Origin of the sequence: Massilia sp. CF038 (assembly GCF_900129765.1) — a bacterium.
Taxonomy (GTDB): Bacteria; Pseudomonadota; Gammaproteobacteria; order Burkholderiales; family Burkholderiaceae_D; genus Telluria_A.
On record NZ_FQWU01000002.1, the window covers coordinates 879,745 to 906,041 of the forward strand.

The following is a 26,297-nucleotide window of genomic DNA, read 5'->3' on the forward strand; positions in this document are numbered from 1 at the left end:
ACCCCTTCAAGCGGTCCAATTATCCTTCAGCGCCTGCTCAAATACATCGGCCGCCAGCGGCCGCGAAAACAGATACCCCTGCACCTCGTCGCACCCCGCTCCCCGCAGGAATTCAAGCTGCTCCACTGTCTCCACGCCCTCGGCAATCACCCTGTGTCCCAACTGCTGCCCAATGCTGATAATGGTGCTGGCAATCGCGCAGTCATTGCTGTCGCCCGGCAGTCCGGTGGTGAACGAGCGGTCAATCTTGAGCGTATCAATCGGAAAGCGCTTCAGGTAAGACAAACTCGAATACCCGGTCCCAAAGTCATCCAGCGACAAGGTCACGCCCAGCGCGTTGATCTGGTCCATGATGTTGATCACCCGCTCGATGTCGTGCATCAGCGTGCTCTCGGTGATCTCCAGCTCCAGCCAGCACGGCTCCAGGCCATGCCGCGCCAGCGTGTTCGACACCCGCATCGGCAGGCCCGCGCTGAACTCGCGCGCAGACACGTTCACGGCCAAACGAAACGGCGCCACGCCGGCCTGCTTCCACAGCGCGGCCTGGGCGCAGGCTTCTTCCAGCACCCACTCGCCCAATTGCACGATCAAGCCGGTCGATTCTGCCAGCGGAATAAATTCGGACGGTGGCACCAGCCCGCGCACAGGGTGCTGCCAGCGCACCAGCGCTTCCGCGCCAACGATATGGTCGCTGCCAATTTCAAACTTGGGCTGGTAATGCAGCAGCAGGCCGCCGTTGTGCAGGGCGTAGCGCAGGTCAGTCTCCAGGCGCATACGCTCCTGCATTCCCTGGTTCATCTCCTGGCTGTAGAAGGCCACGCCGTCATCGGCCCCGCCCACGGTCTGTTTGGCGCGCGCCATCGCAATGTCGGCCGTGCGCAGCAGCGATTCGGCGTCGGTGCCGTCCTGCGGATACACGCTGATGCCAATGCTGGCGCCCACGCGCAGGTCATGCCCTTCAATCAAAAACGGTTCCACCAGCGCCGCCTGCAGCTTGCGTGCGACCGTGGTCGATTCAAAGTGCTGGCGCAGGTCGAACAGGCCAACGGCAAATTCGTCGCCCGACACGCGCGCCACCACGTCCTGGTCGCGCAAGGCGGCTTTGAAGCGCTGCGCGACTTGGCGCAGCAGCTCGTCGCCAATGCGCCGCCCCAGGGCGTTGTTCACTTGCTTGAAGCGATTGAGATCGATGAACAGCACGCAGCCGCTGGCGTCGTTACGCTGCGCGACTGCCATCGATTGGTCCAGCAGCTTGGTCAACAGCGTGCGGTTGGGCAGGCTGGTCAGGCTGTCGTGGTAGGCCAGCTGGTGCAGCCTTTCTTCGGTGCGCTTGCGGTCGGTAATGTCGCTCAGGTAGGCGATCAATCCCGCGGGCCGGCCCTGCAAATCCTTCAGCGGCGCCAAGGACAGGCTGGCCCAGAAGACTTCGCCCGATTTTTTCCGGCGCCGCACTTCCATCACTTGCCCGCCCTGCTCCATGAACGCGTCGTGGAAGGCGGGATCTTCGTTCACGTACAAGAACAGCACGTTGCGGCCAATCGCTTCTTGCGCGGTGTAGCCGAACAGGCGCTCGGCACCCTTGTTCCAGCTGGTGATGTAGCCTGTCTGGTCCATCGTCAGCACCGACTCGTGAATCTGGTCCAGTATCTGCGCCTGGTGCGACAGTTGACGTTCAATCTCGATGTACGCGTGCGAGGAACGCAGCGCCATGGCGTGCATCTGCAGTAGGTTGCCAGTCAGGTTGGCCAGGCTGGACATGTGCTGGCGGTCGCCGCTGTCGTACAGCGGCCGGCCCCACACGGCGTAATAGCCAAACCGGCGCCCACTGCACACAATGTCCTGCACCAGCCCCACCATGGTCGCGGGGAAGGGTTCGGGGGCGGGTTGCGCTTCGCCGTCTGGCGCGGCGGGTACGAAGACGCCGAACGGGCTGCCCAGCAGACTGCGGGCGATGCGTCCCAGTTCGTCGGCCAGAAAATCGCCGCGCATGTGCATCACCGCTTCGCACAAGGCGGCGCTGCTGCTCATGATGTCGGTGGCCGGGCGCAGGAACATGCTACAGGTTCCGGCTAACTTGAATCGCCCAGTGATAGGCCGCCAGCTGCGTCGTCCACCATGCCTGCGGCGCTATCCGCGCCTGCTCCAGCATGGCCGGCGTCGCGCTGCGCGCTTCGGTCAGGGAAAGCATGTCGCCAAAGCGCCCGCTGCGCGTAAGCAGCGCGTCGCCCGCAAGCGATGGCAAATTCAAGGTGCCGACGATTTCTTCCATCGGCATGGCAAACAGCAAATCCAACAGCGAGAACACGCCGGTCATGAAGGCCAGGTCCTGGTCGTCACGCTCGCCGCCGTCCAGTTTGCACAGGGCTTCCATCTGCGCAGCGCGCAAGGCAGCCACCGGCAGCAGCGGGTTGGCCAAACCGTCAGGTTGCTGGCGTGCGTACAGCAGCAGTTGCAGCCAGCGCTGCAGTTGGCGCCGGCCAAGTACACTGATGGCTTGCCCAAAGCTGGTGATGGGAACGCTGTGTGCAAACGCGGCGGAGTTGGCCAGCTTGAGCAGGTGGTACGACAGCGCAGGGTCCTGCTTGAGCAGTGTTTCGATGTCGCGCGTTTCGGCGTCGCGCGCCAGCAGGCCCAGTAGGGTCATCAGGCGCTTGCGCGAGCTGCCGTCATTCGGTTCGCTCGACGGCTCGGGGTGCAGCGGAAAATCGCCAGAGAACCATTCGTACCCTACCCGCGCGCACTGGGCACGCCGCGCGGCGCTGTTCACGCCGTGCGCAAGGTGGGGGCCAAACATCAGCGGCAGCACTTCGCGCAAGGGCGCTTCGTTGCTGAAGTCACGCGCAACGGCGCGCATTTCGGGGTGTTGTTTGACGCCTTCGGGCAGCGGGCCGTCGATCAGGATGCGGTAGCCGCTCGCCTGCAAGGCCAGCAGGCGGTTGCGCTGTGCATCGTTGGCCATGGCGCTGGCCTGGATCGCGAACATGACGCGCGCGGCAGGCATGGATTCAAGCAGCGATTCTGTCAGCACGTCGGGTGAGTCCAGCATCAATACCGCAGGCAGCGGTGCAATGGCGGTCAGTACATCTGGCAGGCGGAATACGCTGTGCAGGGCGGCCGTCAAATCGCCGTCGGCGGGCTGCACGCGCAGGCATAGTGCTGCCCACGCGTTTTGCATGTTTGATACCGCTTCAATTCCTACAATGGGGAAGGTCTGGGTATCGGTCGGGGCCATCTGCATCTCACTAGGGGTCTTACTCAATGATAAGGGGGATGATACTGAAACACAATCAAATTAGTTGCTTCTGGGATACGCTTTTAACGATTGTTTCTTGCAGATGTAACTAAATTAAAGGGCGTGTTTGATACGGGTGCTTTGGGCTATCGATTTCGGAGACGCCCCGTACTTACATCGCCCTCGCGTAGGCGGGGGCCTATGGCACGCATCCGTAAGAGGTAAAGCCAGCGTGGTATGGGCCCCCGCCTGCGCGAGGGCGATGTGGTGGTTGCATGCTATTGCTCTACGGATCAAACCTGGCGTGCTGCACCGCGTATTTGATCAGCTCCGCCTGCCCTTCTATCCCCAGCTTGCGCTTGATATTGAGCCGGTGCGTTTCCACCGTCCGCACCGACAAATCCAGCACCTTGGCGATCTGCTTGTTCGACTCGCCCTTGGCCAGCTGCTGCAGCACTTCCTGCTCACGCACGGTCAGCTGGTTGTCCTGCACCAGCGGGCGCGCCAGCTGTCTGGCCAGGGCCGCACTGTAATAGATCCCGCCTGCCATCACCGTATCAATGGCCAGCACAATGTCCTTGCCCGGCGCGTCTTTCAGCACATACCCGCGCGCGCCAGCCTGCATCGCCTGGCTCACATATTCCAGCTTGTCGTGCATCGACAGAATCAGCACCGCGATCGCCGGAAAGCGCGCCCGAAACTGCGCCGTCGCTTCAATCCCGCTGGTGCCGCGCATGTTAATGTCCATCAGGACCAGATCGACCTTGCAGTGCGCCGCCTGCTCCAGCGCTTCCTCCGCGCCACCCGCCTCGGCCACCACATTCAGATACGGCACTGCCTCCAGCCGCGCGCGCAACCCGTCGCGCACTAGCGGATGATCGTCCACCAGCAAAATGTGTATGGTCTCGTTCATGCGCCCGCCTCCACCGATGCTTGTACTATCGTGCCGTCCGGCATTGAATCAATTTGCAGCTCACCGCCGATCGCTTCCATCCGCTCCATCATGTTGCGCAGGCCGATGCCGCGTTTCGGGTGGCTGGCCACCATGGCGGGGTCGAAGCCGCTGCCATTGTCAGCAATGCGCAAGATTACTTTGCGGCCGTCGCGGATCAGTGTGATGTCAACGCAGCTGGCTTGGGCATGCCGTTCGATGTTGGTTAACGCTTCCTGAGCGATGCGGAACAACACCGTGTTCACCACATGCGGCAAGGCCTCCGTGCTGCCTTCGGCCCGAAAGCGCACCGGCACGGCGGCGTTGTGCGTGCATTCCTGCGCCAGGTGATCGAGCGCCGCGGCCAGCCCCAGGTCATCCAGAAGGGCGGGCCGCAAATTGTGCGAGATGCGCCGCACTTCGCCCAGCACGTCATTGAGCTGATGGGCCGTGTGCTCAAAGCTGGCGCGCGCGGCCTGCTGCTGCTCGGCGCTGCCGCCAAGCCGAATCACGCCGGCCTCAATCTGCAGCTTGATCGACACCAGCCACTGGCTAATGCCGTCGTGCAGATCGCGCGACAGGCGCGCCCTCTCTTCTTCCTGTGATTCCACCACGCGCTGCGCCAATACCTTGAGCTTTGCGTCAGCCACACGCAGTTCGCTCACGTTGAGCGCGTAGCCCGATCCCGCCACCACCAGCGCGCTCACAATCGCCATGGCGGCGATCCACAGCATGGTGCCGCGGATATTGCGCGACTGCTGGGCGTCGATCTTGGCCAGCGCCGCGTCCACGTCGTCCAGGTAGATCCCGGTGCCCATCATCCAGCCCCAGTTCGCCACCGGCACCACGTAGCCAAGCTTGGGCGCGGTCTTGCTGGACGAGGGCTTGGCCCACATGTAGCGCTGCAGCCCGCCGCCGGCCTTGGCGCGCGCCACCAGGCGCTGGATGGTGGGTTCGCCACTGGCGTCACGCAGCTCCCACAGGTTGCGGCCCACCAGTTCGGGCTGGCGCGGATGCATCAGGTTGTTGCCTTGGTAGTCGTAGACAAAAAAGTAGCCGTCGTTGCCGAAACTCAGCGAGGACAAGATGCGCTTGGCTTCGTCCATGGTGGCCGCGTCAGTACGGCCCGACCCGGTCAGGTGGGCAATCGATTGCGCGGCAATGGCCACGTAATGTTTGAGCTCGATTTCCTTGCTGGCCAGGTAGGCTTGCTGGATGGTTTCGCGCTGCTGCTCGGCCAGGGTAATGGCCTGGTGCCGCACAAACAGGGCGATCACGCACAGTGCAAGAATCAGCGGGGTGACCGCCAGCAGGATGACCTTTTGCCTGAGCTTCATTGATTCCATGCATGGATTTTACGTTGCTTATGCCCTGCGCGCCTACGTAGTACTACGCAGGCGCTTGCGTAGTGCTGCGCTTGTCGCGCTCCCGGCCCTGGCGAATACTCGCTCCAAGCTGCATGGAATCCCGACCGGTTTAAATGGTCTAACTTCGTGCGGCACATAAAAACTACAGGAGGAGTCACATGAATCGTCTCACAAGCCAGGCCGGCTGGGCCGCGCTATCGGTCGGCGGCGCCATTGCCCTGGCCTACATCGCCCTCATGCGCGGCGAAACCATCAATGCCATCTGGGTCGTTGCCGCAGCAGTGTGCGTGTACCTGATCGCCTACCGCTTCTACAGCAAGTTCATCGCCGAGCGTGTGGTCAAGCTCGATGCAACGCGTCAAACACCGGCCAACAAGTTCAATGACGGGCTCGACTTCGTTCCCACCAATCGCTACGTGCTGTTTGGCCACCACTTCGCCGCCATCGCTGGCGCCGGCCCCTTGGTCGGGCCTGTGCTGGCCGCGCAAATGGGCTATCTGCCGGGCATGATGTGGATTCTCGCTGGCGTGGTCTTTGCCGGTGCGGTGCAAGACTTCATGGTCCTTTTCATTTCCACCCGGCGTGACGGGCGTTCGCTTGGCGACCTCATCAAGTCGGAACTGGGTGAAATACCGGGCGTGATCGCGCTCTTCGGCACCTTCATGATCATGGTCATTATCCTGGCGGTATTGGCGCTCATCGTCGTCAAGGCGCTGACCGGCTCGCCGTGGGGCAGTTTTACCGTCATGGCCACCATTCCCATTGCGCTATTCATGGGCGTGTATTCGCGCTATGTGCGTGTGGGCCGCATTGGCGAGGTATCGCTGATCGGCTTTGTGCTGCTGATGGCAGCCATCTTTGGCGGGCAGTATGTTGCCGGCCATCCCGTTCTGGGCCCCATGTTCACCTTTACCGGGGTGGAACTTACCTGGATGCTGATCGGCTACGGCTTTGTGGCTTCCGTCATTCCCGTCTGGCTGCTGCTGGCGCCGCGCGATTACTTGTCCACCTTCCTTAAAATTGGCACCATCGTTGCGCTGGCCATTGGCATTTTGTTTGTCGCGCCTGAACTGAAAATGCCAGCGGTCACCAAGTTTATCGATGGGACCGGCCCGGTCTGGTCGGGCAGCCTGTTCCCCTTCCTCTTTATTACCATTGCCTGCGGTGCGGTGTCCGGCTTCCACGCACTCATCGCTTCCGGCACCACCCCAAAAATGATCGAGAACGAGCAGCACGCGCGCTTTATCGGCTACGGCGCCATGCTGATGGAATCGTTTGTCGCCATCATGGCACTGGTGGCTGCGTCCACCATTGAGCCTGGCATCTATTTCGCCATGAACAGCCCGGCAGCCTTGCTTGGCACCACGGCAGAATCGGCGGCAGCGGCCGTCAGCCAGCTGGGCTTCGTCATCACGCCAGAGATGCTGGTGCAAACGGCCAAGGATGTGGGCGAAACCACCATCATCTCGCGCGCCGGCGGCGCACCGACGTTGGCTGTGGGGATGGCGCATATTCTGTCCGGCGCAGTGGGCGGCAAAGCCATGATGGCCTTCTGGTACCACTTCGCCATTCTGTTCGAGGCGCTGTTCATCCTTACCGCAGTCGATGCGGGCACCCGCGCTGGTCGCTTCATGCTGCAGGATCTGCTGGGGGCGTTTGCACCTTCGCTCAAGCGCACGGAATCCTTGCCGGCCAACCTGATCGCCACGTCGCTGTGCGTGGCAGCCTGGGGCTACTTCCTGTACCAGGGCGTGGTCGATCCATTGGGCGGCATTAATACACTGTGGCCACTGTTCGGCATTGCCAATCAAATGCTGGCTGCCATCGCGCTGATTCTTGCCACCTGCGTGCTGTTCAAGATGAAGCGGGCACGTTATGCCTGGGTCACCATGGCGCCAACCGCGTGGCTGCTGGTGTGCACACTCACAGCCGGCTGGCAGAAAATGTTCCACGAAAACGTGAAGATCGGTTTCCTCGCCCACGCACACAAGTTCCAGGCGGCGATTGATCAAGGCGTGCTGCTGGCCCCGGCCAAAAACATGGAGCAGATGCAGCGCATTGTCTTTAACGACTACGTCGATGCGTCGCTGGCGGGCTTCTTCATGGTGGTGGTGCTGGCGGTGCTGGTGTTTGGCATCAAAACGGTCCTTGCGGCGCGCGCCAATGGTTCCCCAAGCGCAAAGGAATCCCCGTTCGTGCTGCAACCCATGGCGCAGGCCTGATCATGTTCAGCGAACTCGTTCAGGCCGGCCGCTATCTGGGACAGAGCATGCGCCTGATGGTCGGCTTGCCCGAGTACAGCACCTACGTCGCGCACATGGAAAAAACCCATCCGGGCGATCCGATGATGACGTACGAGGAATTTTTCCGCGAACGACAGGAGGCCCGCTACGGCGGCGCCGGCAAACGGGGCGGCTGCTGCTAGCCTGCTCAACAAAGGACGCTGCCCGGCGTCCTTTTTTTTCGTCCGCAAAAATCGCTTGCACGACCGTGCATAGTGTATATACTGTGTATATGGACATACACAGTACATTCGTCATTTCGCAAACTGATGGACGCCCCATGTACCTGCAGATCATCGAGCAGGTACGGCACAAGGTCGCCGCGGGCGACTGGCCTGCCGGCGCGGAAATTCCTTCCATTCGTCAACTCGCTGCGAATTTGAGCGTCAGCGTCATTACCGTTAAGCGGGCCTATCAGGAGCTGGAACAGCAGGGTGTCATTCTCACCCAGCCCGGCCGTGGCTCCATCGTGGCCCATGCGCCCAAGCTCGATCCGGCGCAGTGGGAGGCACAGTTGACAGACGTGCTGGCCCAGGCCGTGCGTCTCGGCCAATTGCTGGGGCTGAAACCGAAAGAAATCAGCGCCCGCCTCGACCAGGCACTTCACCAAGCAAAGGAACAATAATGGACTCACTGGCAGTGCAACTACGCGCCGTCTGCAAGCGCTATCCACACTTTGCCTTGGACCAGGTGGACCTGTCGGTGGCCAAGGGCAGCGTCATGGGATTTCTCGGTGCAAATGGTGCGGGGAAATCGACCACCATCCGCATCCTGATGGGCCTGAATCATCAATCCAGCGGCAGCGTGCAGGTACTGGGCCATGCAATGCCGTCACAGCAAGCCCTGGCCAAGCAGGAAATCGGCTTCGTGTCCGAAGATTTGCGCCTGTACGGCAGTGCCAGCTTGCAGTGGCACATGGATCTGGTGGCCTCGGTCTACCCGCGTTGGGATGCCACGTACTCGAAGGCTTTACTGGGCCGCTTCGATCTGAAGGCGGAACAGAAAATCAAGGGCTTGTCGCACGGTCAGCGCGTCAAGGCGGCTTTGCTGCTGGCACTGGCGCGCCGCCCCCGCCTGCTGGTCCTCGATGAACCGACCACCGGGCTCGATCCGGTTGCCCGGCACGAAGTCCTGGCAGAACTGATGCATGCCATGGTGGATGAAGAACGCACGGTCCTGTTCTCTTCCCACAACACGCGCGATGTGGAGCAGATTGCCGACGCCATCACCTTCATCGACCGGGGCCGCATTATCGATGCAGACGACAAGGAAAACTATCTCGAGCGCTGGCGCCGCATTCAGCTGGACCTGCCGCCCGGCCGTATTTTGCCCGCCATGCCGGGAACGGTGTCGCTGGTGGGCGAAGGTCGTAGCCGCATCCTTACCACAAGCAATTTTACGGATGAAATCACTGGCACCTGCCAGGCTGCCGGTGCCAGCATCCACGCGGTGCAATCAATGAGTCTGGAAGAAATTTTCGTCAATACGGTCATGGGCCGTCGCGGGGAGGCTGCAGCATGAATATCCATATGATCCGGATCTTGATCTTGAAAGACTTGCGCCTCTTGCTGGTGCCGGCGCTGCTGTACTCGGCTTTGGGAATCGCCGCTGTGTGCATGCTGGGTGTTGCGCAGCAAGCCTTCTTTTATGGCGGAACCGTGCTGCTGATCACCGCCATGATGGCCTTGGGTTTTCATCCGCCTATGGCAACCGTGGTGGGCGAACGCAAGGAACACACGCTGGCGTTTATCATGAGCATGCCCATCACCCCGGCTGACTACACGTGTTCCAAGCTGCTGGTCAACATGGTGTTGTTCTTCCTGCCGTGGAGCGCGCTGGTCGCGACCACCTTCGCCACGATCGTGGCGCGATCTTCCCTTCCGGATGGCTTGATCCCCTACGCCAGCATACTGTTCGGCACCGTTGCCCTGAGTGCCGTACTGATCCTGTGCGTGGGCATTGTGACCGAATCGATGCAGTGGACCATCGCCACGCAAATTATCAGCAACCTCGCGTTTCAAGCCGTGATGTATGCTGCATCGAACGCGTCTGACATCAAGGCCAGCATGACGGGCGACACGATTGTCTGGAGCGCAACCGCGCTCACGTTCCTGGCCGTGCAACTGGGCACCGCCGTCCTCGCCATCTGCGCCACCCTGTGGCTGCAAGCGCGCAAGACCGACTTTATCTGACATCCGGAGTAAGCATGAAAACCGACAAGCACGACTTGGCGGCGGGGGAGACGCGCGTCCACAGTATCGACGCTGTGCGCGGCATCGCCCTGCTGCTGGGGGTGGTACTGCACGCGAGCATGTCTTTCCTGCCCGGCCCGCAAATCTGGCTGGTAGACGATGCGCAAAGCAGCGTTCTGCTCTCCGTGATGTTTTTTGTGATTCACATGCTGCGCATGCTGACCTTCTTTCTAATTGCCGGCTTCGTCGCACATGCAGGTTTGAACAAGCTGGGTCCTGCCGCGTTTTTCAAGGACCGGCTGCGTCGAATCGGTCTGCCGCTGGTCCTCGGCTGGTTGCTGTTGTTTCCTGCGTTGATGTGGGCGGGCAAGGTGCCAAGCGCGTATTGGCATATCTCGCTACCCGCTTTTCCGCTGATGCATTTGTGGTTCCTGTATCTGCTGGGCTGGTTCTATGTTGCGCTGTCGCTGCTCCGGCGTTTCTCCGCCACCCGCCTCACGCATCTCCTGCTGCAACCTTGGGGCCTGATACTGCTGGCAGCGCCGATGTGTTTGAGCCTGTATTTCCAGGCTTACTGGATGATGTGGTTCGGTATTCCCACGCCGGACCAGTCCTTGATGCCCAACTCGGCCGCCCTGGTCAGTTTCGGCAGCGCATTCCTGTTCGGCTGGCTGGTGCAATCGCATCCTGACACCCTGACCATCTGGCGCAAGGGCTGGCCGCGCAATCTTGCCATTGCCTGCGCTTGCACCGGCTATTGCCTGGCGCACGCAGGACTCACGCCATTGCTGATGCCTGTCCCTCAAGGCGGCGCCAAACTCCTCTATGCGGCGAGCTATAGCTTTGGCGCATGGAGCTGGGCTCTCGCCCTGATTGGCATGGCGCATCGTTTCCTGGCCGCGCCGAACGCCACGTTGCGCTACCTGGCCGATGCCTCGTACTGGATGTACCTCGTGCACTTGCCGCTGGTGGTTGGCCTGCAGAGGATCGTGGCGCCGTTCGCCTGGCCGTGGTTGTTGAAATTCCTTCTGATTCTTGCAGTGGCGTTTGGCGTAATGCTGGCCAGTTACGCCTTGCTGGTTCGCAGCACCATTGTCGGTGTTGTGTTGAATGGCCGTAGAAAAGCCTGACCCTTGTCCACCTTTTTTGAAAGAATATCATGCGCCCTCTTCCGCTTCTGTTTGCTGCTCTGCTTTCCCTTTCCACCTCGGTGAATGCCGCACCCAACGCACAAACCGTGCTGGATCAATACGCCAAAGCAATCGGCCCGGTCGACCAGATCCAGAGTCGGCGTGTCGCCATGCGTTTGATCGGCGCCGCACCGTTTGAGTTGCCTGTTACCGTCGAGGCGCGCCGCCCCAATCTGATCCACAAAGAAGTCACGATCCAGGACACTGTGCAAGTCATGGCTTTCGACGGCAAGGTCGCATGGAAGATCGACCCTTTCGTGCCGGGTGGATCAGTGCCGTTTGCCATGACCGGCGACGAGGCTAACGCGCTCATCGAGGAAGCCGAATTTGACGATGCTTTGATTGGTCCCGCTGGCCGCGGCATCAAGGTCGCCTATCTCGGTGACGCACTTGTGGACGGCAAAGCGGCGCAATCGCTGCGCGTGACACGTCCCAACGGCAAGACATCCACGGTGTGGCTTGATGCGGCGACCCACCTCGAGCTTAAACGGACGCAGTTGGGGCCAGTGATGGGGCAGATGAAACAGATCGATATTTTAAGCAGCGATTACCGTGTTGTTGACGGCATCAAGTTGCCGCATAAAATTGAAATCGGCCTGTCCGGGGCAAAGGAACGCATGACGATTGTGGTTGAGAAAGTCGAGCTGAACGTCAAGCTCGACCCATCCCGATTTGCCAAACCCGCCGCGAGGTAAAAACCGCTTCCCGCGTGATTAAGCAACTGTAAGCCCACCACCATCGCCCTCGCGAAGGCGGGGGCCTATTCCACCTAACCGAATTCGGCACAGTGGCATGGGCCCCCGCCTTCGCGAGGGCGATGTAGTTGGGCAATCTCCCTCTGTTGCGCCCCCGCCTCTCCTCCCCCGCATCCTTGTCCCTCATCAAAGCTGTCAGGATTCTTTACACGTATATTTTTCCTGCCGGAATCCGATTCCCACCTCACCTTGCGACGCCACCATGTTGAACTTCGAGCGCTCCAGTTTGAACAAGAAGTTGACCATCATCTCGTTCCTGTCCACCGGTACCGCACTCTCGTTTGTATTCGTCGCTTTCACCGTCACCTCCGTATTGAACCACCGCAAAGATGAGGGAATGCAACTGTCCTCCTTTGCCGGCGTGATTGGCGCCAACAGTGTTGACGCGCTCACCTTCAACGATCGCAGCCGCGCCCACAAAACCCTGTCCGCGCTCAAGGCCAAGGAAGAAATTTCCACCGCCGCCCTGTTTGACCGCAATGGCGTCTTGTTCGCGCAGTACGCCCGCCCCGGCCTGGCTGAAGCCGACCCTGCAACTTTGGCAGTCGATCCCGACGACGACAGCTTGATCCACTCCAATCGCCAGGGCAGCTCGTTCTGGTCTACCAAGATGCGGCGTTTTCGTCCGGTTACCGGACTGGACAATATGCAAATCGGCGTCGTCATGATCGAAGCGGACCTGACCGCCATGTGGCTGGACGTGTTGAAAAGCCTGGGCATGATTGCCGCGGCGATGGGCGGCTCGCTCGTGGTGGCGATGGTGCTGGCCAGCCGCTTCAAAGGCAGTATTGCCGACCCGGTGACCAAGCTGATCAATGCGGCACAAAAGGTATCTGCCAGCCAGAACTACAACTTGCGCATTGCCCACGAACGCACCGACGAACTGGGCACATTAATCGACAGCTTCAACGACATGCTGGCCCAGATCGAGGGCCGCGGCGCTGCCCTGACCCATCATCGTGACGAACTCGAACGGCAGGTCAGCGTGCGTACCGAGCAGCTGGAAAAGGCCAAGAACGCCGCCGAGGCTGCCAGCCGGGCGAAGAGTGCTTTCCTCGCCACCATGAGTCACGAGATTCGCACGCCCATGAATGGTGTGCTTGGCATGACTGAAATGCTGCTCAGCACCTCACTGACAGAAACCCAGCGCAACTTCACTAAGCTCGTCAAGCGCTCGGGCGAACATCTGCTCGTGATCATCAACGACATCCTGGATTTTTCCAAGATCGAAGCAGGCAAACTGTCCATTGAATACATTAACTTTAATCTGTGGGATCTGCTGGACGACATCAACAATATCTACAGCCCGCAAGCCCAGGCCAAGGGTATCGCCCTCGATTTCGACATCGCCAACGACATTCCAATCGCCATCTGCGGCGATCCGAACCGCCTGCGCCAGATCATGGCCAATTTGCTGGGCAACGCAATCAAGTTCACGGACCGCGGCCAAATTCTGGCCAAGGTCCAGGTCATTTGCGAAGACGCGGCCAAGGTGAGTCTGCGCTTCGAAGTGCACGACACCGGCATTGGCGTGTCGCGCGATGCGCGCGGCCGGATCTTTGAAGCGTTTTCGCAGGCGGACAACTCCACCACGCGCAAGTACGGCGGCACCGGTCTGGGCCTGGCCATCTCGCGTCAGCTGGTGGAACTGATGGGCGGGACCATCGGCGTGGAAAACGCGCTGACCCAGGGCTCGATCTTCTGGTTCACGGCCAGCTTCGACAAGCGCCGCGTGGAAGTGGACAATCCCGGCACCGCGCTCAAGGCCGTGGAAGGCTTGCGCGTGCTGGTAGTCGACGAGCGCAGCGAGACGCGCGTGGTACTGGAAAGGCAGCTGGCCACCTGGCAGGTTGCAACCCAGTCGGCGCTGTCGGCGGTGGACGCGGTCGAACGCCTGACGGCGGCTGCGCGCAGCGGCATGCCATTTGACGTCGCGATCATCGACATGGACCTGCAGCGCACCAGTGGCCTGTCGCTCGCTGCCGCCATCAAGGGCGACCCGGCCACCGCCGCCACCCGCCTGCTGCTGGTGAGCGACAACCGCCTTGCGGCCGATCCGGTGCAGCGGCGCGAAGCGGGCGTGGCTTACCAGCTGATCAAACCGGCGCGTGCCGGCGATCTGTTCGAATGCATCATGACGCGTCCGCGCACCAAATTACCGGTCCTGACGGCGCCGCTGGAACAGCGTGCCGTGCTGCCAACGCGGGCCGCTGCGCCAGTGCCATTGGCAGTCAAGCCGCCACGGGTGCGCAAGGTGCTGCTGGCAGAGGACAATCCCGTTAACGTGGAGGTGGCCAGAGCGATGTTGTTTAGTCTGGGGCTGAAGGTACAAATCGCCCGCAACGGCGACGAAGCGCTGCAGGCAGTGCGCGCCGAACCGTTCGATATCGTGCTGATGGACTGCCAGATGCCGGTCATGGACGGCTTTGCCGCTACCGCCGAAATCCGCCGCTACGAGCAAGCCGGCGGCCGTGGACGCACCCTGCCCATCATCGCCATCACCGCCAACGCACTGCAGGGCGACCGCGAGGCCTGCCTGGCCGCCGGCATGGACGACTACCTCAGCAAGCCGTTCACGCAGCAGCAGCTGGCCGCCGTGATTGGGCGCTGGATCGGGATCGCGATTGCCGCGAACGTGCACCATGACGAGGAAGCGCCGGTGCTGCCCGCGGAGGTGCGCGAAGTGATCCAGCGCCCCGCCATCAACCAGCAGGCGCTGGCCAATATCCGCGCGTTGAACAAGGACGGCGGCGATGCCCTGGTGCAGAAAGTGATCGCAGCCTACGTCGGCGACACGCCCAGCCATTTGCAAACACTGCGCACGGCCATTGCAGCCCTGGACTGCGCCAGCTTGCGCAAGACCGCCCACAGCCTCAAGTCGAGCAGCGCCAACATCGGCGCCGAGAAGCTGGCCCAGATGTGCAGAGAGATGGAAACGCTTGGCCGCAGCGACACCACCGATGGCGCCGCCCGCATCCTCATCGACATGGAGCACGAATTCCAGGCGGTTCGGCATTCGCTCAATGCCATCCTAGAGAAGGAAAATTGACATGCCAGTTAACTCCAACAAACGCGGTGTCGTGCTGGTGGCCGACGATGACCCGGTGATGCGTCTTCTGATGATTGAAATGCTCGGCCAGGTGGGCCTGGACGGCATCGAGGCCGCTGACGGTCGCCAGGCAGTGGCACGCTTTCAAAGCATGGCGCCAGACTTGATCATGATGGATGTGGACATGCCCAACATGGACGGCTTTTCGGCTTGCCGCGAAATTCGCCGCATCGAAACCGGTGCCGCGGTACCCATCATCATGGTCACCGGCGGCGACGACATTGAAGCGGTGACCAACGCCTACGAGGCTGGTGCGACCGACTTCATCTCCAAGCCGATCAACTGGCCGATCCTTGGGCACCGGGTCTTGTACGTGCTGCGCGCGAGCGACGCCATTGTGCGCCTGCGTATCGCCGATGCACATAATCGCGCCGTGCTGGCGGCCATTCCCGATACGTTTTTCCGGCTCAGCAAGGACGGCATCTACCTCGACTACGAACAAGGCCACGATGCCGCCGCGCCGACCTCGGTGCACGAATGCGTGGGCAAGCATATCAGCCAGATGCTGCCACCCGACATTGCCGAGCGCATCATCGAACAGATGCACGCCGTGCTCGACACCCAGCAAGTGCGCTCGGTCGACTATGAAATGCCGCGCAGCGGCACGGTACACCACTTCGAAGCGCGCCTGGTGGCCACCGGCGAAGACCAGGTTCTGGGCCTGGTGCGCGACATCAGCGAACGCAAACGCACGGAAGAACAGATTCGCCGCCTGGCCTATTGCGACAGCCTGACGGGCATACCGAACCGCCAGGCTTTTTTGGAAACACTGGAACGTGAACTGCACCGCTCCAAGGATGGCAACAAGAAGTTTGCAGTGCTGTTCATGGACCTCGATGCCTTCAAGCGCATCAACGATACGCTGGGCCACAACGTGGGCGACCATCTGCTGCAGATCGTCTCGGAGCGTCTGCGCGAAACCATTCGCCCTTGCGATCTGGTGTCGCGCAACGGCCAGCCCCACAATCTGGCGCGCCTGGGGGGCGATGAATTCACCATCCTGATTCCCGACCTGGAACGGGTCGAAAATGCGCTCAATGTTGCACAGCGCGTCAAGGATGCGATGCGCCGCCCCTTCCTGATTGAGGGCCACGAGATCTTCGTTACCGCCAGTATCGGCATCTCGCTGTTTCCCGAAGATGGAGACGACTGCGACTCGCTGCTCAAGTTTGCCGACACCGCCATGTACCACGCCAAAAACTGCGGCAAGAACAACGCGAAACTGTACAGCTCCTCGCTGACCATGCAGATTATGAGCCACGTGAAGCTCGAAGTCGGCTTGCGCAAGGCACTGCAGAACAATGAAATGTACCTGCTGTACCAGCCGCAGATCGATGTCAGTTCGGGTGACATTGTCGGGGTGGAGGCGCTGGTGCGCTGGCGTCACCCGGAGCGCGGGCTGGTCTCGCCCACGGAATTCATCCCCCTGGCCGAGGAAACCGGCTTGATTGTGCCAATTGGCGAATGGGTGCTGCGCACGGCCTGCATTCAGGCCAGGCAGTGGCAGAAGGCGACCCAGCGCTCACTGCGCATGGCAGTCAATCTGTCGGCCAAGCAGTTCAAGGACGAGAACCTGACCCAGATCGTGATGGCGGTGCTAAGCGAAACCGGGCTCGATCCGCGTCTGCTCGAACTGGAACTGACCGAGGGCACGCTGATGGACGATGCGCGCGCCACCATGGCCACGCTGGAGCAGCTGCGCGCGCTGGGAGTGTGCTTGTCGATCGACGATTTCGGGACCGGCTATTCGTCGATGAACTACCTCAAGCGCTTCGACGTGCGCACCCTGAAAATCGACAAAAGCTTCATCTGCGGGCTGCCGGAGGATTCCGAAAACGCCGCCATCACGCGCGCCATCATCGCCATGGCGCATGGGCTGAAAATGGTGGTGGTGGCCGAGGGTGTGGAAACTGACGAGCAGCTGGTCCTGCTCGAGGAATACGGCTGCGACATGGTCCAGGGCTTTTACCTGGGCCACCCTTCGCCCCAGGAGCTGATCACCGCCATGCTGCACAAGGCGAAGTCGCTCCCGGAGGTGATGAAGTAGGCGCTACTTGACGAAGGTCAGGGTGTGCTCGGCCTTGCCCGGCAACAGCGGCGTGGGCGTGCCCTTGACCCAATCCTCGTGCCCCGTCAGGAAGTAAGGCGACAGCGGGTGCCCGCTTTGCCCGCCCGGCATGTTGAAAATGCCCTGCTCTTCCCTGCCTGGCGACACCGTCATCCGTTCCGACTGCCCAAATTTGCTGCCCGACACACGCGGCATGTTGGCGTCACCCGGCAGCGGCTCGGCCGGTACCGCCAGCCAGCGCTTCAGGAATGGCGCCGCCATGGTGATGGGATGGGCGATGGCGGCCGTATTGCGTTCACCCCAGGTGGCAGCGCTCAGCGGCTTGCCGTCCTTGGTCAGGTCCGCAATGGCGCGGTCGATCGCGGCCAGCTGCACGGCCTTCCAGTCGGCGTGACCGGGCGGCAGCCAGGCGGCCGGCTGTTCGTCCAGCAGACGCGCCAGCACCACCGGCCAGCGCGAAGTGATCAAAGCCATGCTGGCCTTGTCGCCCAGGGCTTCCAGCTGGCCGTTGGCGCCGTCGTACACCACATCGTACATCGACCACATGAACTGGCGCGCCAGGCGGTAGCCGACCGAATCCACACTGGCATGGCCGGTCCAGCCGCTCTTGAGCAGCTGCTGGAACTGGGCACGCTGCGGCTTGCCCTGCACTGCCGCTTGATCCAGCACAGCCAAAGCACGCTCACGCCAGGGGGCGATAAAGATGGCGCGGTCGTCCAGGCCCACGCTGTAGACGCCCGCCACATCGGTCTTCGGTCCCAGCGCCAGCAAGGCATCGCGCACTTGCTTGTTGCGCGCGCCTATATCAAAGCCGCCGTCGCCGATTTGCGGGGCGCCCGGGCCGATCAGCTGACGGCTGTTGGCGGTGGAAAGCTGGCCGTCGGCGGGATTGAGCACACGCGGGTAATCGGCTGGCGCCAGGCTGCCCGCGAACGATGCGGCCGTGCCGTCGAGCCCAATCGGATAGGTGTCCGCAGCGCCGGGCCGTACGCGCTGCGGCATCAGGCCGGCAATGGTCCAGCCGATATTGCCCTTGTCATCGCCGGCGACGAAGTTTTGCGCGGGGATGCCAAGTGTGTTCGCCACAGCCAGCGCCTGTTCGACGTTATCAATTTCCTCCAGCTTGCGCGGATTGGCATTGAGGGCATCGTCGCGATGGGCCAGCCAGTGGACGGCGTAAATCTGCCCTGCCACTTCGCGCACAGGCCCGAACGAAGTGTCGCGCACGACCATGGTGTGGGCAGGTGCGCCCTTGATCAAGATCGTTTCGCTGTGTTCGACCGGCGTCTCCCACCCGCCTGGCGTACGCAGCTGGCCAGGGCGGTCGGGGCTTGCCTCCAAGGCCACCAGATCGAGGTAGTCGCCGTAGCTATTGGTATAGCCCCAGGCCAGATGGCCATTGCTGCCGACAACCACGGCTGGCAGCGCACCAGGCAGGGTAACGCCCACCACGCGCCGCGGCTTGCCCTGCGCATCGGGGAACTGCAGGGCCACCCGGTACCAGATATTCGGGAGCTGCAGGCCAAGGTGCATGTCGTCGGCAACGATGGCGGCGCCATGACTGCTGCGCGAGCCGGCCACGGCCCAGTTGTTGCTGCCGACTGAGTCGACGAAATCGGCCGAGGCCAGCTCGGTGCGGGCCGAGCCGCGTGGTGCGCCCCACCACGATGGCGGTGCCGGCGGAATTGGCGCCAGCGGCGCGCTGACGCTGTTGGCATCAAGCGGGGCATCCCACTGTGAATACTCGGGCAGCAGGAAGGCACGCTGCTCGGCGCTGGTGTGCGTCTGCAGCCAGCCGCGCGCAATCTCGCGCGGCATCAGCTTGCCCTGCAAGTCAAAGTACATCGCGTACACCACCAGCATCGAGTCGGCCGCTGTCCATGGGCGCGGCTTGGCGCCAATCAGCGCGTATTCGAAAGGATTGGCCTTCAGCGCCGACAGGCCATCATTCACGCCGCTGACGTAGTGCTCGAGGAAGGCGCGTTCGGCCGGGTCCAGCGTTTTGAGTATGCGCTCGGCGCGGGCGCGGAAGCGGTGCAGCCGGTGTTCTTCATCGGTCTTGAGCGCCTTGGGTCCGAACAGCTCCGACAGTTCTCCTGCTCCCACGCGGCGCAGCAAGTCCATCTGGAAGAAGCGTTCCTGCGCATGGACGTAGCCGGTGGCGTAAGCCAGGTCGGCCCGGCTGGCGCCACTGATCAGGGGCACGCCACGCGCATCGCGCGCCACCGTCACGGGCGCGCTCAGGCCGGGCGCCTGTACTGTGCCTTCCAGCCTGGGCAGGCTGTTGCGTAGGTAAAACCAGGCCGCCAGCAGCGCCGCACAGATGAGTAACAGGAGAATGATCAACAGACGTAAAGACAGGACCTTCAACGTACGTTTTTGCATCGTGTTCCTCTTGATGGGTATCGCGAGCAGTGTGCCAGAAAAGTGCATGCAGGAGGAAGAATTACCCATGCGCCACAGTCACGGTTCCTGAAACCATATTGAGATGGATCAATCGTTGATCACCTCGGGCTTTTAAGCTGGATCCATATCAAGCAAGGAGAGCGCGATGTCCAATCTCATCAAAGCCGTCATGGCGGCATTGTTGCTGGCCGGCTGCACCACGCCCGAGCAAAAGGCGGCGAGCATGCAGGCAGAAATGGAGCAGATGATGCAAGTCTACGGGCCCGCCTGCGCCAAGCTCGGCTACGCCGCCAATTCCGACCCGTGGCGCACCTGCGTGTTGCAACTTAGCACCAAGGAAAATATGGAACGGTATGGCTACGGCTATCCAGGCTATTACGCGGCATATGGGCACCGGTACTGGGGACTGGGCGGACGCTGGGGCTCGGGCTGGTAACACTGCTGGCAGCCACCAGCCGCGCCGCGTAATCCTGCTTGGTCATGGGGGTGCGCGTACGCAGCAGGCGCGCGATCAGGTGCTGGGCATGGCGCACCAAAGCGCGGTGGTGGGCGTCGCGCGGGTGCAATGCCAGCCGCAGCAGGGGTGTGCGCGCAGCCAGCGCGGCAACGGCAGAGGCCAGCGGAGGCGAGGCGATCCGGCCCGCCGCATTGCGGGCTGCATACACCAGGGCCGGGGCCAGCACGGACTGTCGAGGTTGCAGCAAATGGAAACGCGTAAAGGTTGTGGTGTAGCGGAACGGCTGCTCTTCCAGTGCCGCCCAGGCTGGCGCGCCCAGCAGCCAGGCAGGGGCAACAAAGCCAGTCACGGGCCAGCCGCGTTCCTGAAACCAGCGCAGGCCAAGTTCGATCCGGCGCCGCGCTTCGGCAACATCGATGGCGGCAAACTCGCCTTCACTTTGGGTGTACACGGTGCGCAGCAGGCGCCCACTGCCAAGGCCGCGCACGGGCGCAGGATCGCGATGCGTATAGCCGTGCAGCGCCAGCTCGTGCCCTTGCCCCATCAGGTTTTCGAGCATGGACTCGCAGGCCAGCGAGCGCTGCGCGGCGTGGTGATAGCGCGGCACCACCAGCCAGGTGAGAGGAATGTCGGCAACAGCGCGAACGGCGTCCAGCAGAATCAGACATTCGCGCCAGGTGGCGGGCGCCACATCGTGAATGGCCACGCACAGGGCCGGACGTTCACTCGGGTACACAGCCAGGCTCCGCTTTAAGTTCGGCCCGCTGATGCGTGGCCAGCAGACCGGCGTAGCGTGCCATGAGCTGGGGCAGGATGCGGTCCCAGTCGTAATGCTCACGCACGGCGCTTGCGGCGGCAGCAGACAGCGCGCGTATATCGCGCGCGAACAGCGCATCAATGCCGGCGGCCAGACTGGCTGCGCAATTGGGCGGCACCAGAACGCCACTGCGCTCGTCGACCAGTTCGGCCACGCTGCCGCCACTGGTGCCCACCACCGGCAGGCCGCAGGCCATGGCTTCGAGCACGATCAAGCCAAAGGTTTCGCAGTCGCCCGGATGCACCAGCGCGTCGCAGCTGGCCAGCAGGCGGGCCAGCGCCAGCTGATTGCGCTGGAAAGGAATGACGCGGGTTTGCGCCGACGGCGGCAAGGGCATGCCGCCGCCAATGAGCACCAGATAATAGGGTTGGCCGAGCAGGCGCACCGCCTCGATCAGCAGCGCCAGCTTTTTTTCGGGCGTGAAGCGACCCGCATACACGAGCAGCCGGCTGGCACTGGGCACAGCCAGTTGCTCGCGCAGCGAGGCGATACGGTGTTGGGGCGAGAAAACGCCACTGTCGATGCCCAGCGGCTGATGCACGGCGCCAGGCACACCCATGCTGGCCAGGCGCTGCGCCATTAGCCGGCTGGGCGCCAGCACCAGGTCGCACTGCCCATACAACTGCGCCAGATAGCGGCAGGCGCCCAGCATGGCCATGCGCCCGAAACGGGCCTGGATCAGGCGCGCCAGGTCGGAATGGTAGAAGGCCACCACGGGAATGCCCAGCTGGCGCTTGACCCGCAGCGCCGCCCATGCCGCCGGACCGGCATCGCCCACCTCGATCAGGTCAGGCTGCAGCTGCGCCATCAGGCGCGCCGGCCGCGCCACCGACAAGGGAAATCGATAGCCATGCAGGCCAGGCACGGCCAGGCCGGGAAAACGGACCAGGGAAGGTAGATCGCTGTCGCCGCGCACGCTGGAACTGAAGATCGTGTGGCGCACACGGGCGCGCTGCGCCAGCCAGCGCGCCTTGGCGTTGATATAGGTACTGACGCCGCCTCCTTCGGCAGCATAAAACATGGTGATGTCGACGAGATGCATGCGCAAGAGTCCACGGGAGTGAACTCACGATACCAGCGCACGCTGTGCCCTGTTTGAGCACACGCAAAGCGCGCCGGCACGCTTAGAGTACGCCGTCCTCGCGCAGTGCGGCGATGGCTTGCTCGCTGTAACCAAGTGCATGCAGGATGGCGTCCGTGTGCTCACCCAGCGCCGGGCCGAGCCAGCGGGTGGTGCCCGGTGTGGCCGACAGCTTGGGGGTGATCGCAGGCATCTTGACCGGCGTGCCATCGGCAAACTGATGCTGCTCGAACATGCCGCGCGCCAGGAATTGCGGGTCGCTCATCATGTCGCGCACCGAATAGATTCTACCGGCCGGCACATCGGCCGCCTGCAGCGTGGTCAGCGCGCTGTCGATAGTCTGGGTATCGCACCAGGCTTGAATGGCCGCGTCAATCTCGGCGCTGCGCGGCACGCGGCCATCGTTGCGCGCCAGCTGCGCATCGCCCGCCATGTCGATCCGGCCCATGGCCAGCATCAGGCGCTTGAAAATCGCGTCGCCATTGCCCGCGATGACGATGTTTTCGCCGTCGCTGGTGGTGTAGGTGTTGGACGGGACAATGCCGGGCAGCGCGCCGCCGGTACGCTCGCGCACCACGCCCGCGTGATCGTACTCGGGCACCAGCGACTCCATCATGTTGAATACCGCTTCGTACAGCGCCACGTCGACCATCTGGCCTTCACCGGCACCGCGGCCGCCAGTGGCATCGCGATGGCGCAGCGCGACCATGGCGCCAATCACACCATGCAGCGCCGCCACCGAATCGCCAATCGACACGCCCACCCGCACGGGCGGGCGGTCCGGATGGCCGGACACATAGCGCAGCCCGCCCATCGATTCACCAATGGCGCCAAAGCCCGGCTGGTCCTTCATCGGGCCGGTCTGGCCAAAGCCGGACAAGCGCACCATGATCACGGCCGGGTTCTCGGCTTTCAGCTGCTCGTAGCCGATGCCCCACTTTTCCAGCACGCCGGGACGGTAGTTTTCAACGATGATGTCCGCTTCCAGCGCCAGCTGTTTTGCAATGGCGCGGCCGCGTTCATCCTTCATGTTGAGGGTCAGGCTTTGCTTGTTGCGTGACTGGACAGACCACCACAGCGAGGTGCCGTCCTTGAGAATGCGCCAGTGGCGAATCGGATCGCCGCCATCGGGCGCTTCGATCTTGATCACGTCGGCGCCAAATTCGCCCAGCATGCGCGCGCAGAACGGGCCGGCAATCAGCGTGCCCAGTTCCAGCACCTTGATACCGGCCAGTGCGCCCGCTTGCATCACGTGGCGCGGCGATCGAGCATGGCGCGTGCGATGGTGCCCGCGTCCACGTATTCCAGTTCGCCGCCAACCGGCACACCCCGCGCCAGGCGGCTAACCTTCAAGCCGCGCGCCTTGAGCATCTCGCTGATGTAGTGGGCGGTGGCTTCGCCTTCGTTGGTGAAATTGGTCGCCAGGACCACTTCGCCTACCACGCCGTCGGCAGCGCGGTTGATTAATTTGTCGAGATGGATATCCTTGGGGCCGATACCGTCCAGCGGCGACAGGCGCCCCATCAGCACGAAGTACAGGCCCTTGTAGGTGAGGGTCTGCTCGATCATCAGCTGATCGGCTGGCGTTTCGACCACGCACAGCAGCGCTTTATCGCGCGCCTCGTCGAGGCAGGTGTCGCAGACCTCGGTCTCGGCAAAGGTATTGCACATGGCGCAGTGGTGGACCGCGTCCACCGCCTGGTACAGCGCACGCGAGAGCATGGCAGCGCCCTCGCGGTCATGCTGCAGCAAATGAAACGCCATGCGCTGCGCCGACTTCGGGCCGACGCCGGGCAGCCGGCGCAATGCTTCGGTCAGGAAGTCGAGCGATTTGGACATGCGAACCTTAGAACGGCATCTTGAAGCCAGGCGGCAGCTGCATGCCCTGGGTCAGACCGCCCATTTTTTCGGCGGACGTGGCTTCCGCCTTGCGCACGGCGTCGTTGAAGGCGGCGGCAACCAGGTCTTCCAGCATGTCCTTGTCGTCAGCGAGCAGCGATGGATCGATCGAAACGCGCTTGACGTCGTTTTTGCAGGTCATCACAACCTTGACCAGACCGGCACCGGACTGGCCTTCCACTTCCACCAGCGCCAGCGCTTCCTGCGCCTTCTTCATGTTGTCCTGCATGGCTTGCGCCTGTTTCATCAAGCCTGCGAGCTGGTTCTTCATCATGATCGTTCTCCGGATTCAAAAAATGGATAAATGGGAATGCTAAAAAGGGTCAGAGTGGGGCAGCCGACGGCGCCGGACGCACCGAGCCGGGCACGATGAAGGCGCCCAGATCGCGCATCACATCGCGCACGAAAGGATCGTTGACGACGATCTCTTCGGCCTGACGCTGGCACAGTTCACGGTAAGCGATGGCTTCTGCGCTGGCGGTGTACCAGACCTGGCCGATATCGATTTCAACGTGCACCTTGGTCGCCGGGAAGCGGTCCTGCAGCGCAGCAGCGAGCTTTTCGGTGTTGCCGCTGGCGCGCAGCGTATCAATCGGCACGCGCAGGCGGAAGGTGGTGACATTGCCGTCCGGCGTGCACGAAACCAGCTCGGTCTGAAACGCGAGCTGCTGCGACACGCCGCGCAGCGGCAGCACCGCTGCCAATGCCGGCCAGTTCCCGTCCCATGCAATTTCGGGGACCGGCGTGATGACATAAGCAGGTTTCGGCATGGCCGGCGCGCGCACCGGTGCTGCCACCACTGCTGGCGCTTCCTGGGCCACGGCGGTATCGTCCGAAAATTCGGTGACCCAGTCAGGCGGGCCGTCATCGGGCTCGCTTTGCTGATACTGGGCTTGCGCTTGTGCGTGCACCTGTGGCTGCGCCATCTGCACGGGTGCCTGCGCGGCGGCGGCTTGCGGCTGATCCCATGGCGGCGGCGCTTTCGGCGCAGCAGGTGCAGGCGGGGGCTCTTCCGGCGCGGGGGCCGGCGCTGCCGCTTGCGCGGGCGCCGGCGCGGGGGCTGCCGCCGCATCGGCTTGATTGGTCATGGCCGTGGAACGGCGCGGTGCGGCATGGCGTCCGCCACTGCCCGCACGCGCCGCTTCCAGCGCCGCATTGAGGGCTGCGCGGGCGGCACTTGCCGGACCGGCCGCTGGCGCCGCAGCGGCAACAGGCGCGGGTGCGGCCTGCTGCACCGGGGCTGCCGGGGGTGGCGGCGGCGGAGGCGACATGGTGGCGTGACTGGCGACGGCGGCCGAGGCGGCGCGCGCTGGCGGCGCGGCCGCAGGCCGTGGCGATGGCGCTGCCGGCCGCACACTGGCCGGACCAGCTGGGGCCACGCCTTCGGCGCCCCCGTTACCAGGGCGGAAAGCGAGCATGCGCAGCAGCGTCATGGTAAAGCCGGCGTATTCGTCCGGCGCCAGGCCGATCTCGTTGCGGCCATGGACGGCGATCTGGTAATACAGCTGCACTTCCTGCGCATCGAAGGCGCCAGCAAGGCGATGGATATCGGCCAGCTCGGGCAAATCTTCCGGCACCGCGCTCGGCACCGATTGCGCCAGCGCGATCCGGTGCAGCAGCGTGCCCAGATCCTGCAGCGCACCGTTGTAAGACAGGCTGCGGCTGGCCATTTCATCGGCCACCACCATCAGATCGGCGCCATCTTGGTTGAGCAGCGCATCGAGCAGGCGAATCAGGTAGGACTGGTCGAGCGCCCCCAGCATGCCCTGCACCGCTTCGAGCGTAACCTGGCCTGCCGCGTAGGCGATGGCCTGGTCGGTCAGCGAGAGCGCGTCGCGCATCGAGCCGTGCGCGCCTTGTGCCAGCAGGCGCAGGGCCGGCTGCTCGAAGGTGATGCCTTCCTGGCCGAGGATGTTATCGAGATGGCTGATGATGTGCCCGGGCGGCATCTGCTTCAGATTGAACTGCAGGCAGCGCGACAGCACGGTCACGGGAATTTTTTGCGGGTCGGTCGTCGCCAGAATGAACTTGACGTGCGGCGGCGGTTCTTCCAGCGTCTTGAGCATCGAGTTGAACGCATGGTTGGTCAGCATGTGCACCTCATCGATCATGTAGACCTTGAAGCGCGCATTCGACGGTGCGTACACGGCTTGTTCGAGCAGCTGCGCCATTTCGTCCACGCCGCGGTTCGACGCCGCATCCATCTCGATGTAGTCGACAAAGCGGCCAGCATCAATGGCGGTACACGCTTCGCATATGCCGCACGGGGTGGCGGTGATGCCGCCGTTGCCGTCCGCGCCGATGCAATTGAGCGACTTGGCCAGAATGCGCGACAGCGTCGTCTTGCCCACACCGCGGGTGCCGGTAAACAGATAGGCATGGTGCAGGCGGCCGGTTTGCAGCGCGTGCGTCAAGGCGCGCACCACATGCTCCTGGCCGACGAGCGTTTCGAAGTTCTTGGGGCGGTATTTGCGGGCGAGGACTTGATAGGACATGCGTGGATTTTACCGT

21 protein-coding genes are annotated in these 26,297 nt (G+C 62.7%); 10 read left to right on the forward strand and 11 right to left on the reverse strand.

Features of this window, described 5'->3' with window-relative positions:
* Positions 1 to 6: 6 nt before the first annotated feature.
* The 4 genes from BUC24_RS14380 to BUC24_RS14395 form a co-directional block, all read right to left on the reverse strand.
* Positions 7 to 2,055, reverse strand: coding sequence for a putative bifunctional diguanylate cyclase/phosphodiesterase (locus tag BUC24_RS14380; protein WP_073217370.1), 2,049 nt, complete (start codon positions 2,053 to 2,055; stop codon positions 7 to 9).
* Position 2,056: 1 nt separating this feature from the next.
* On the reverse strand, positions 2,057 to 3,175 hold the full coding sequence (locus tag BUC24_RS14385) for an EAL and HDOD domain-containing protein (protein ID WP_229448216.1): 1,119 nt from the start codon (positions 3,173 to 3,175) through the stop codon (positions 2,057 to 2,059).
* A gap of 343 nt (positions 3,176 to 3,518) precedes the next feature.
* Complete coding sequence (locus tag BUC24_RS14390) at positions 3,519 to 4,145, reverse strand: response regulator (protein ID WP_073217373.1); 627 nt, start codon at positions 4,143 to 4,145, stop codon at positions 3,519 to 3,521.
* The gene (locus BUC24_RS14395) at positions 4,142 to 5,500 is read right to left on the reverse strand and encodes a cache domain-containing protein (protein ID WP_073217376.1); all 1,359 of its coding nucleotides are present in this window, start codon (positions 5,498 to 5,500) and stop codon (positions 4,142 to 4,144) included. The genes BUC24_RS14390 and BUC24_RS14395 overlap by 4 nt, the downstream gene beginning before the upstream one ends.
* Before the next feature lie 188 nt (positions 5,501 to 5,688).
* Here BUC24_RS14395 and BUC24_RS14400 point away from each other — a divergent pair, with 188 nt between their 5' ends.
* The 9 genes from BUC24_RS14400 (at position 5,689) to BUC24_RS14440 (ending at position 17,105) form a co-directional block, all read left to right on the forward strand.
* Complete coding sequence (locus tag BUC24_RS14400) at positions 5,689 to 7,752, forward strand: carbon starvation CstA family protein (protein WP_073217382.1); 2,064 nt, start codon at positions 5,689 to 5,691, stop codon at positions 7,750 to 7,752.
* 2 nt (positions 7,753 to 7,754) lie between these two features.
* Positions 7,755 to 7,955, forward strand: coding sequence for a YbdD/YjiX family protein (locus tag BUC24_RS14405; protein ID WP_073217386.1), 201 nt, complete (start codon positions 7,755 to 7,757; stop codon positions 7,953 to 7,955).
* A 137-nt stretch (positions 7,956 to 8,092) separates the two neighbouring features.
* Positions 8,093 to 8,437 carry a GntR family transcriptional regulator gene (locus BUC24_RS14410; protein ID WP_083598928.1) on the forward strand — a complete coding sequence of 115 codons (345 nt, stop codon included), beginning with the start codon at positions 8,093 to 8,095 and terminating at the stop codon, positions 8,435 to 8,437.
* Entirely contained in the window at positions 8,437 to 9,333 is an 897-nt protein-coding gene (locus tag BUC24_RS14415) for an ABC transporter ATP-binding protein (RefSeq protein WP_073217394.1), read from the forward strand. Before BUC24_RS14410 ends, BUC24_RS14415 begins: the two co-directional genes overlap by 1 nt.
* Entirely contained in the window at positions 9,330 to 10,004 is a 675-nt protein-coding gene (locus BUC24_RS14420) for a hypothetical protein (protein ID WP_143167527.1), read from the forward strand. The genes BUC24_RS14415 and BUC24_RS14420 overlap by 4 nt, the downstream gene beginning before the upstream one ends.
* Positions 9,971 to 11,134: an acyltransferase family protein gene (locus tag BUC24_RS14425; RefSeq protein ID WP_178372551.1), complete on the forward strand. Its 1,164-nt coding sequence runs from the start codon at positions 9,971 to 9,973 to the stop codon at positions 11,132 to 11,134. The genes BUC24_RS14420 and BUC24_RS14425 overlap by 34 nt, the downstream gene beginning before the upstream one ends.
* Before the next feature lie 29 nt (positions 11,135 to 11,163).
* Entirely contained in the window at positions 11,164 to 11,889 is a 726-nt protein-coding gene (locus tag BUC24_RS14430) for a LolA-like protein (RefSeq protein ID WP_073217405.1), read from the forward strand.
* A gap of 262 nt (positions 11,890 to 12,151) precedes the next feature.
* On the forward strand, positions 12,152 to 14,998 hold the full coding sequence (locus tag BUC24_RS14435) for a hybrid sensor histidine kinase/response regulator (protein ID WP_073217408.1): 2,847 nt from the start codon (positions 12,152 to 12,154) through the stop codon (positions 14,996 to 14,998).
* Position 14,999: 1 nt separating this feature from the next.
* Positions 15,000 to 17,105, forward strand: coding sequence for a putative bifunctional diguanylate cyclase/phosphodiesterase (locus BUC24_RS14440; protein WP_073217411.1), 2,106 nt, complete (start codon positions 15,000 to 15,002; stop codon positions 17,103 to 17,105).
* 3 nt (positions 17,106 to 17,108) lie between these two features.
* On the opposite strand, the gene BUC24_RS14445 is transcribed toward BUC24_RS14440, so the two are convergent.
* Positions 17,109 to 19,511: a penicillin acylase family protein gene (locus tag BUC24_RS14445; RefSeq protein ID WP_073217414.1), complete on the reverse strand. Its 2,403-nt coding sequence runs from the start codon at positions 19,509 to 19,511 to the stop codon at positions 17,109 to 17,111.
* A 166-nt stretch (positions 19,512 to 19,677) separates the two neighbouring features.
* Between BUC24_RS14445 and BUC24_RS14450 the strand changes: the two genes are divergently transcribed.
* On the forward strand, positions 19,678 to 19,968 hold the full coding sequence (locus tag BUC24_RS14450) for a hypothetical protein (RefSeq protein WP_073217417.1): 291 nt from the start codon (positions 19,678 to 19,680) through the stop codon (positions 19,966 to 19,968).
* Here BUC24_RS14450 and BUC24_RS14455 read toward each other — a convergent pair.
* The 6 genes from BUC24_RS14455 to BUC24_RS14480 all read right to left on the reverse strand — a co-directional run bounded on the left by BUC24_RS14455 (position 19,859) and on the right by BUC24_RS14480 (position 26,281).
* Positions 19,859 to 20,725, reverse strand: coding sequence for a DUF2334 domain-containing protein (locus tag BUC24_RS14455; RefSeq protein WP_083598929.1), 867 nt, complete (start codon positions 20,723 to 20,725; stop codon positions 19,859 to 19,861). The genes BUC24_RS14450 and BUC24_RS14455 overlap by 110 nt on opposite strands.
* The gene (locus BUC24_RS14460; RefSeq protein ID WP_073217420.1) at positions 20,712 to 21,848 is read right to left on the reverse strand and encodes a glycosyltransferase; all 1,137 of its coding nucleotides are present in this window, start codon (positions 21,846 to 21,848) and stop codon (positions 20,712 to 20,714) included. The genes BUC24_RS14455 and BUC24_RS14460 overlap by 14 nt, the downstream gene beginning before the upstream one ends.
* 82 nt (positions 21,849 to 21,930) lie before the next feature.
* Positions 21,931 to 23,136 carry a CaiB/BaiF CoA transferase family protein gene (locus tag BUC24_RS14465; RefSeq protein ID WP_073217423.1) on the reverse strand — a complete coding sequence of 402 codons (1,206 nt, stop codon included), beginning with the start codon at positions 23,134 to 23,136 and terminating at the stop codon, positions 21,931 to 21,933.
* A complete protein-coding gene (gene recR / locus BUC24_RS14470; protein WP_073217426.1) occupies positions 23,136 to 23,726 on the reverse strand; it encodes a recombination mediator RecR in 591 nt (196 codons plus the stop codon). The genes BUC24_RS14465 and recR overlap by 1 nt, the downstream gene beginning before the upstream one ends.
* A 7-nt stretch (positions 23,727 to 23,733) precedes the next feature.
* The gene (locus BUC24_RS14475) at positions 23,734 to 24,060 is read right to left on the reverse strand and encodes a YbaB/EbfC family nucleoid-associated protein (RefSeq protein WP_073217430.1); all 327 of its coding nucleotides are present in this window, start codon (positions 24,058 to 24,060) and stop codon (positions 23,734 to 23,736) included.
* 49 nt (positions 24,061 to 24,109) lie between these two features.
* The gene (locus BUC24_RS14480) at positions 24,110 to 26,281 is read right to left on the reverse strand and encodes a DNA polymerase III subunit gamma/tau (RefSeq protein ID WP_073217433.1); all 2,172 of its coding nucleotides are present in this window, start codon (positions 26,279 to 26,281) and stop codon (positions 24,110 to 24,112) included.
* Positions 26,282 to 26,297: the final 16 nt, after the last annotated feature.

What these genes read in the sequence shown, in the direction of transcription:
- BUC24_RS14380 (WP_073217370.1), bottom strand. Translation starts at nt 2,055, where the DNA reads ATGTTCCTGCGCCCGGCCACCGACATCATGAGCAGCAGCGCCGCCTTG.
- BUC24_RS14465 (WP_073217423.1), bottom strand. Translation starts at nt 23,136, where the DNA reads ATGCAAGCGGGCGCACTGGCCGGTATCAAGGTGCTGGAACTGGGCACG.
- BUC24_RS14445 (WP_073217414.1), bottom strand. Translation starts at nt 19,511, where the DNA reads ATGCAAAAACGTACGTTGAAGGTCCTGTCTTTACGTCTGTTGATCATT.
- BUC24_RS14390 (WP_073217373.1), bottom strand. Translation starts at nt 4,145, where the DNA reads ATGAACGAGACCATACACATTTTGCTGGTGGACGATCATCCGCTAGTG.
- BUC24_RS14435 (WP_073217408.1), top strand. Translation starts at nt 12,152, where the DNA reads ATGTTGAACTTCGAGCGCTCCAGTTTGAACAAGAAGTTGACCATCATC.
- BUC24_RS14400 (WP_073217382.1), top strand. Translation starts at nt 5,689, where the DNA reads ATGAATCGTCTCACAAGCCAGGCCGGCTGGGCCGCGCTATCGGTCGGC.
- BUC24_RS14415 (WP_073217394.1), top strand. Translation starts at nt 8,437, where the DNA reads ATGGACTCACTGGCAGTGCAACTACGCGCCGTCTGCAAGCGCTATCCA.
- BUC24_RS14475 (WP_073217430.1), bottom strand. Translation starts at nt 24,060, where the DNA reads ATGATGAAGAACCAGCTCGCAGGCTTGATGAAACAGGCGCAAGCCATG.
- BUC24_RS14385 (WP_229448216.1), bottom strand. Translation starts at nt 3,175, where the DNA reads ATGCAAAACGCGTGGGCAGCACTATGCCTGCGCGTGCAGCCCGCCGAC.
- BUC24_RS14430 (WP_073217405.1), top strand. Translation starts at nt 11,164, where the DNA reads ATGCGCCCTCTTCCGCTTCTGTTTGCTGCTCTGCTTTCCCTTTCCACC.
- BUC24_RS14410 (WP_083598928.1), top strand. Translation starts at nt 8,093, where the DNA reads ATGTACCTGCAGATCATCGAGCAGGTACGGCACAAGGTCGCCGCGGGC.
- BUC24_RS14450 (WP_073217417.1), top strand. Translation starts at nt 19,678, where the DNA reads ATGTCCAATCTCATCAAAGCCGTCATGGCGGCATTGTTGCTGGCCGGC.
- BUC24_RS14440 (WP_073217411.1), top strand. Translation starts at nt 15,000, where the DNA reads ATGCCAGTTAACTCCAACAAACGCGGTGTCGTGCTGGTGGCCGACGAT.
- BUC24_RS14405 (WP_073217386.1), top strand. Translation starts at nt 7,755, where the DNA reads ATGTTCAGCGAACTCGTTCAGGCCGGCCGCTATCTGGGACAGAGCATG.
- BUC24_RS14460 (WP_073217420.1), bottom strand. Translation starts at nt 21,848, where the DNA reads ATGCATCTCGTCGACATCACCATGTTTTATGCTGCCGAAGGAGGCGGC.
- BUC24_RS14420 (WP_143167527.1), top strand. Translation starts at nt 9,330, where the DNA reads ATGAATATCCATATGATCCGGATCTTGATCTTGAAAGACTTGCGCCTC.
- BUC24_RS14480 (WP_073217433.1), bottom strand. Translation starts at nt 26,281, where the DNA reads ATGTCCTATCAAGTCCTCGCCCGCAAATACCGCCCCAAGAACTTCGAA.
- recR (WP_073217426.1), bottom strand. Translation starts at nt 23,726, where the DNA reads ATGTCCAAATCGCTCGACTTCCTGACCGAAGCATTGCGCCGGCTGCCC.
- BUC24_RS14395 (WP_073217376.1), bottom strand. Translation starts at nt 5,500, where the DNA reads ATGAAGCTCAGGCAAAAGGTCATCCTGCTGGCGGTCACCCCGCTGATT.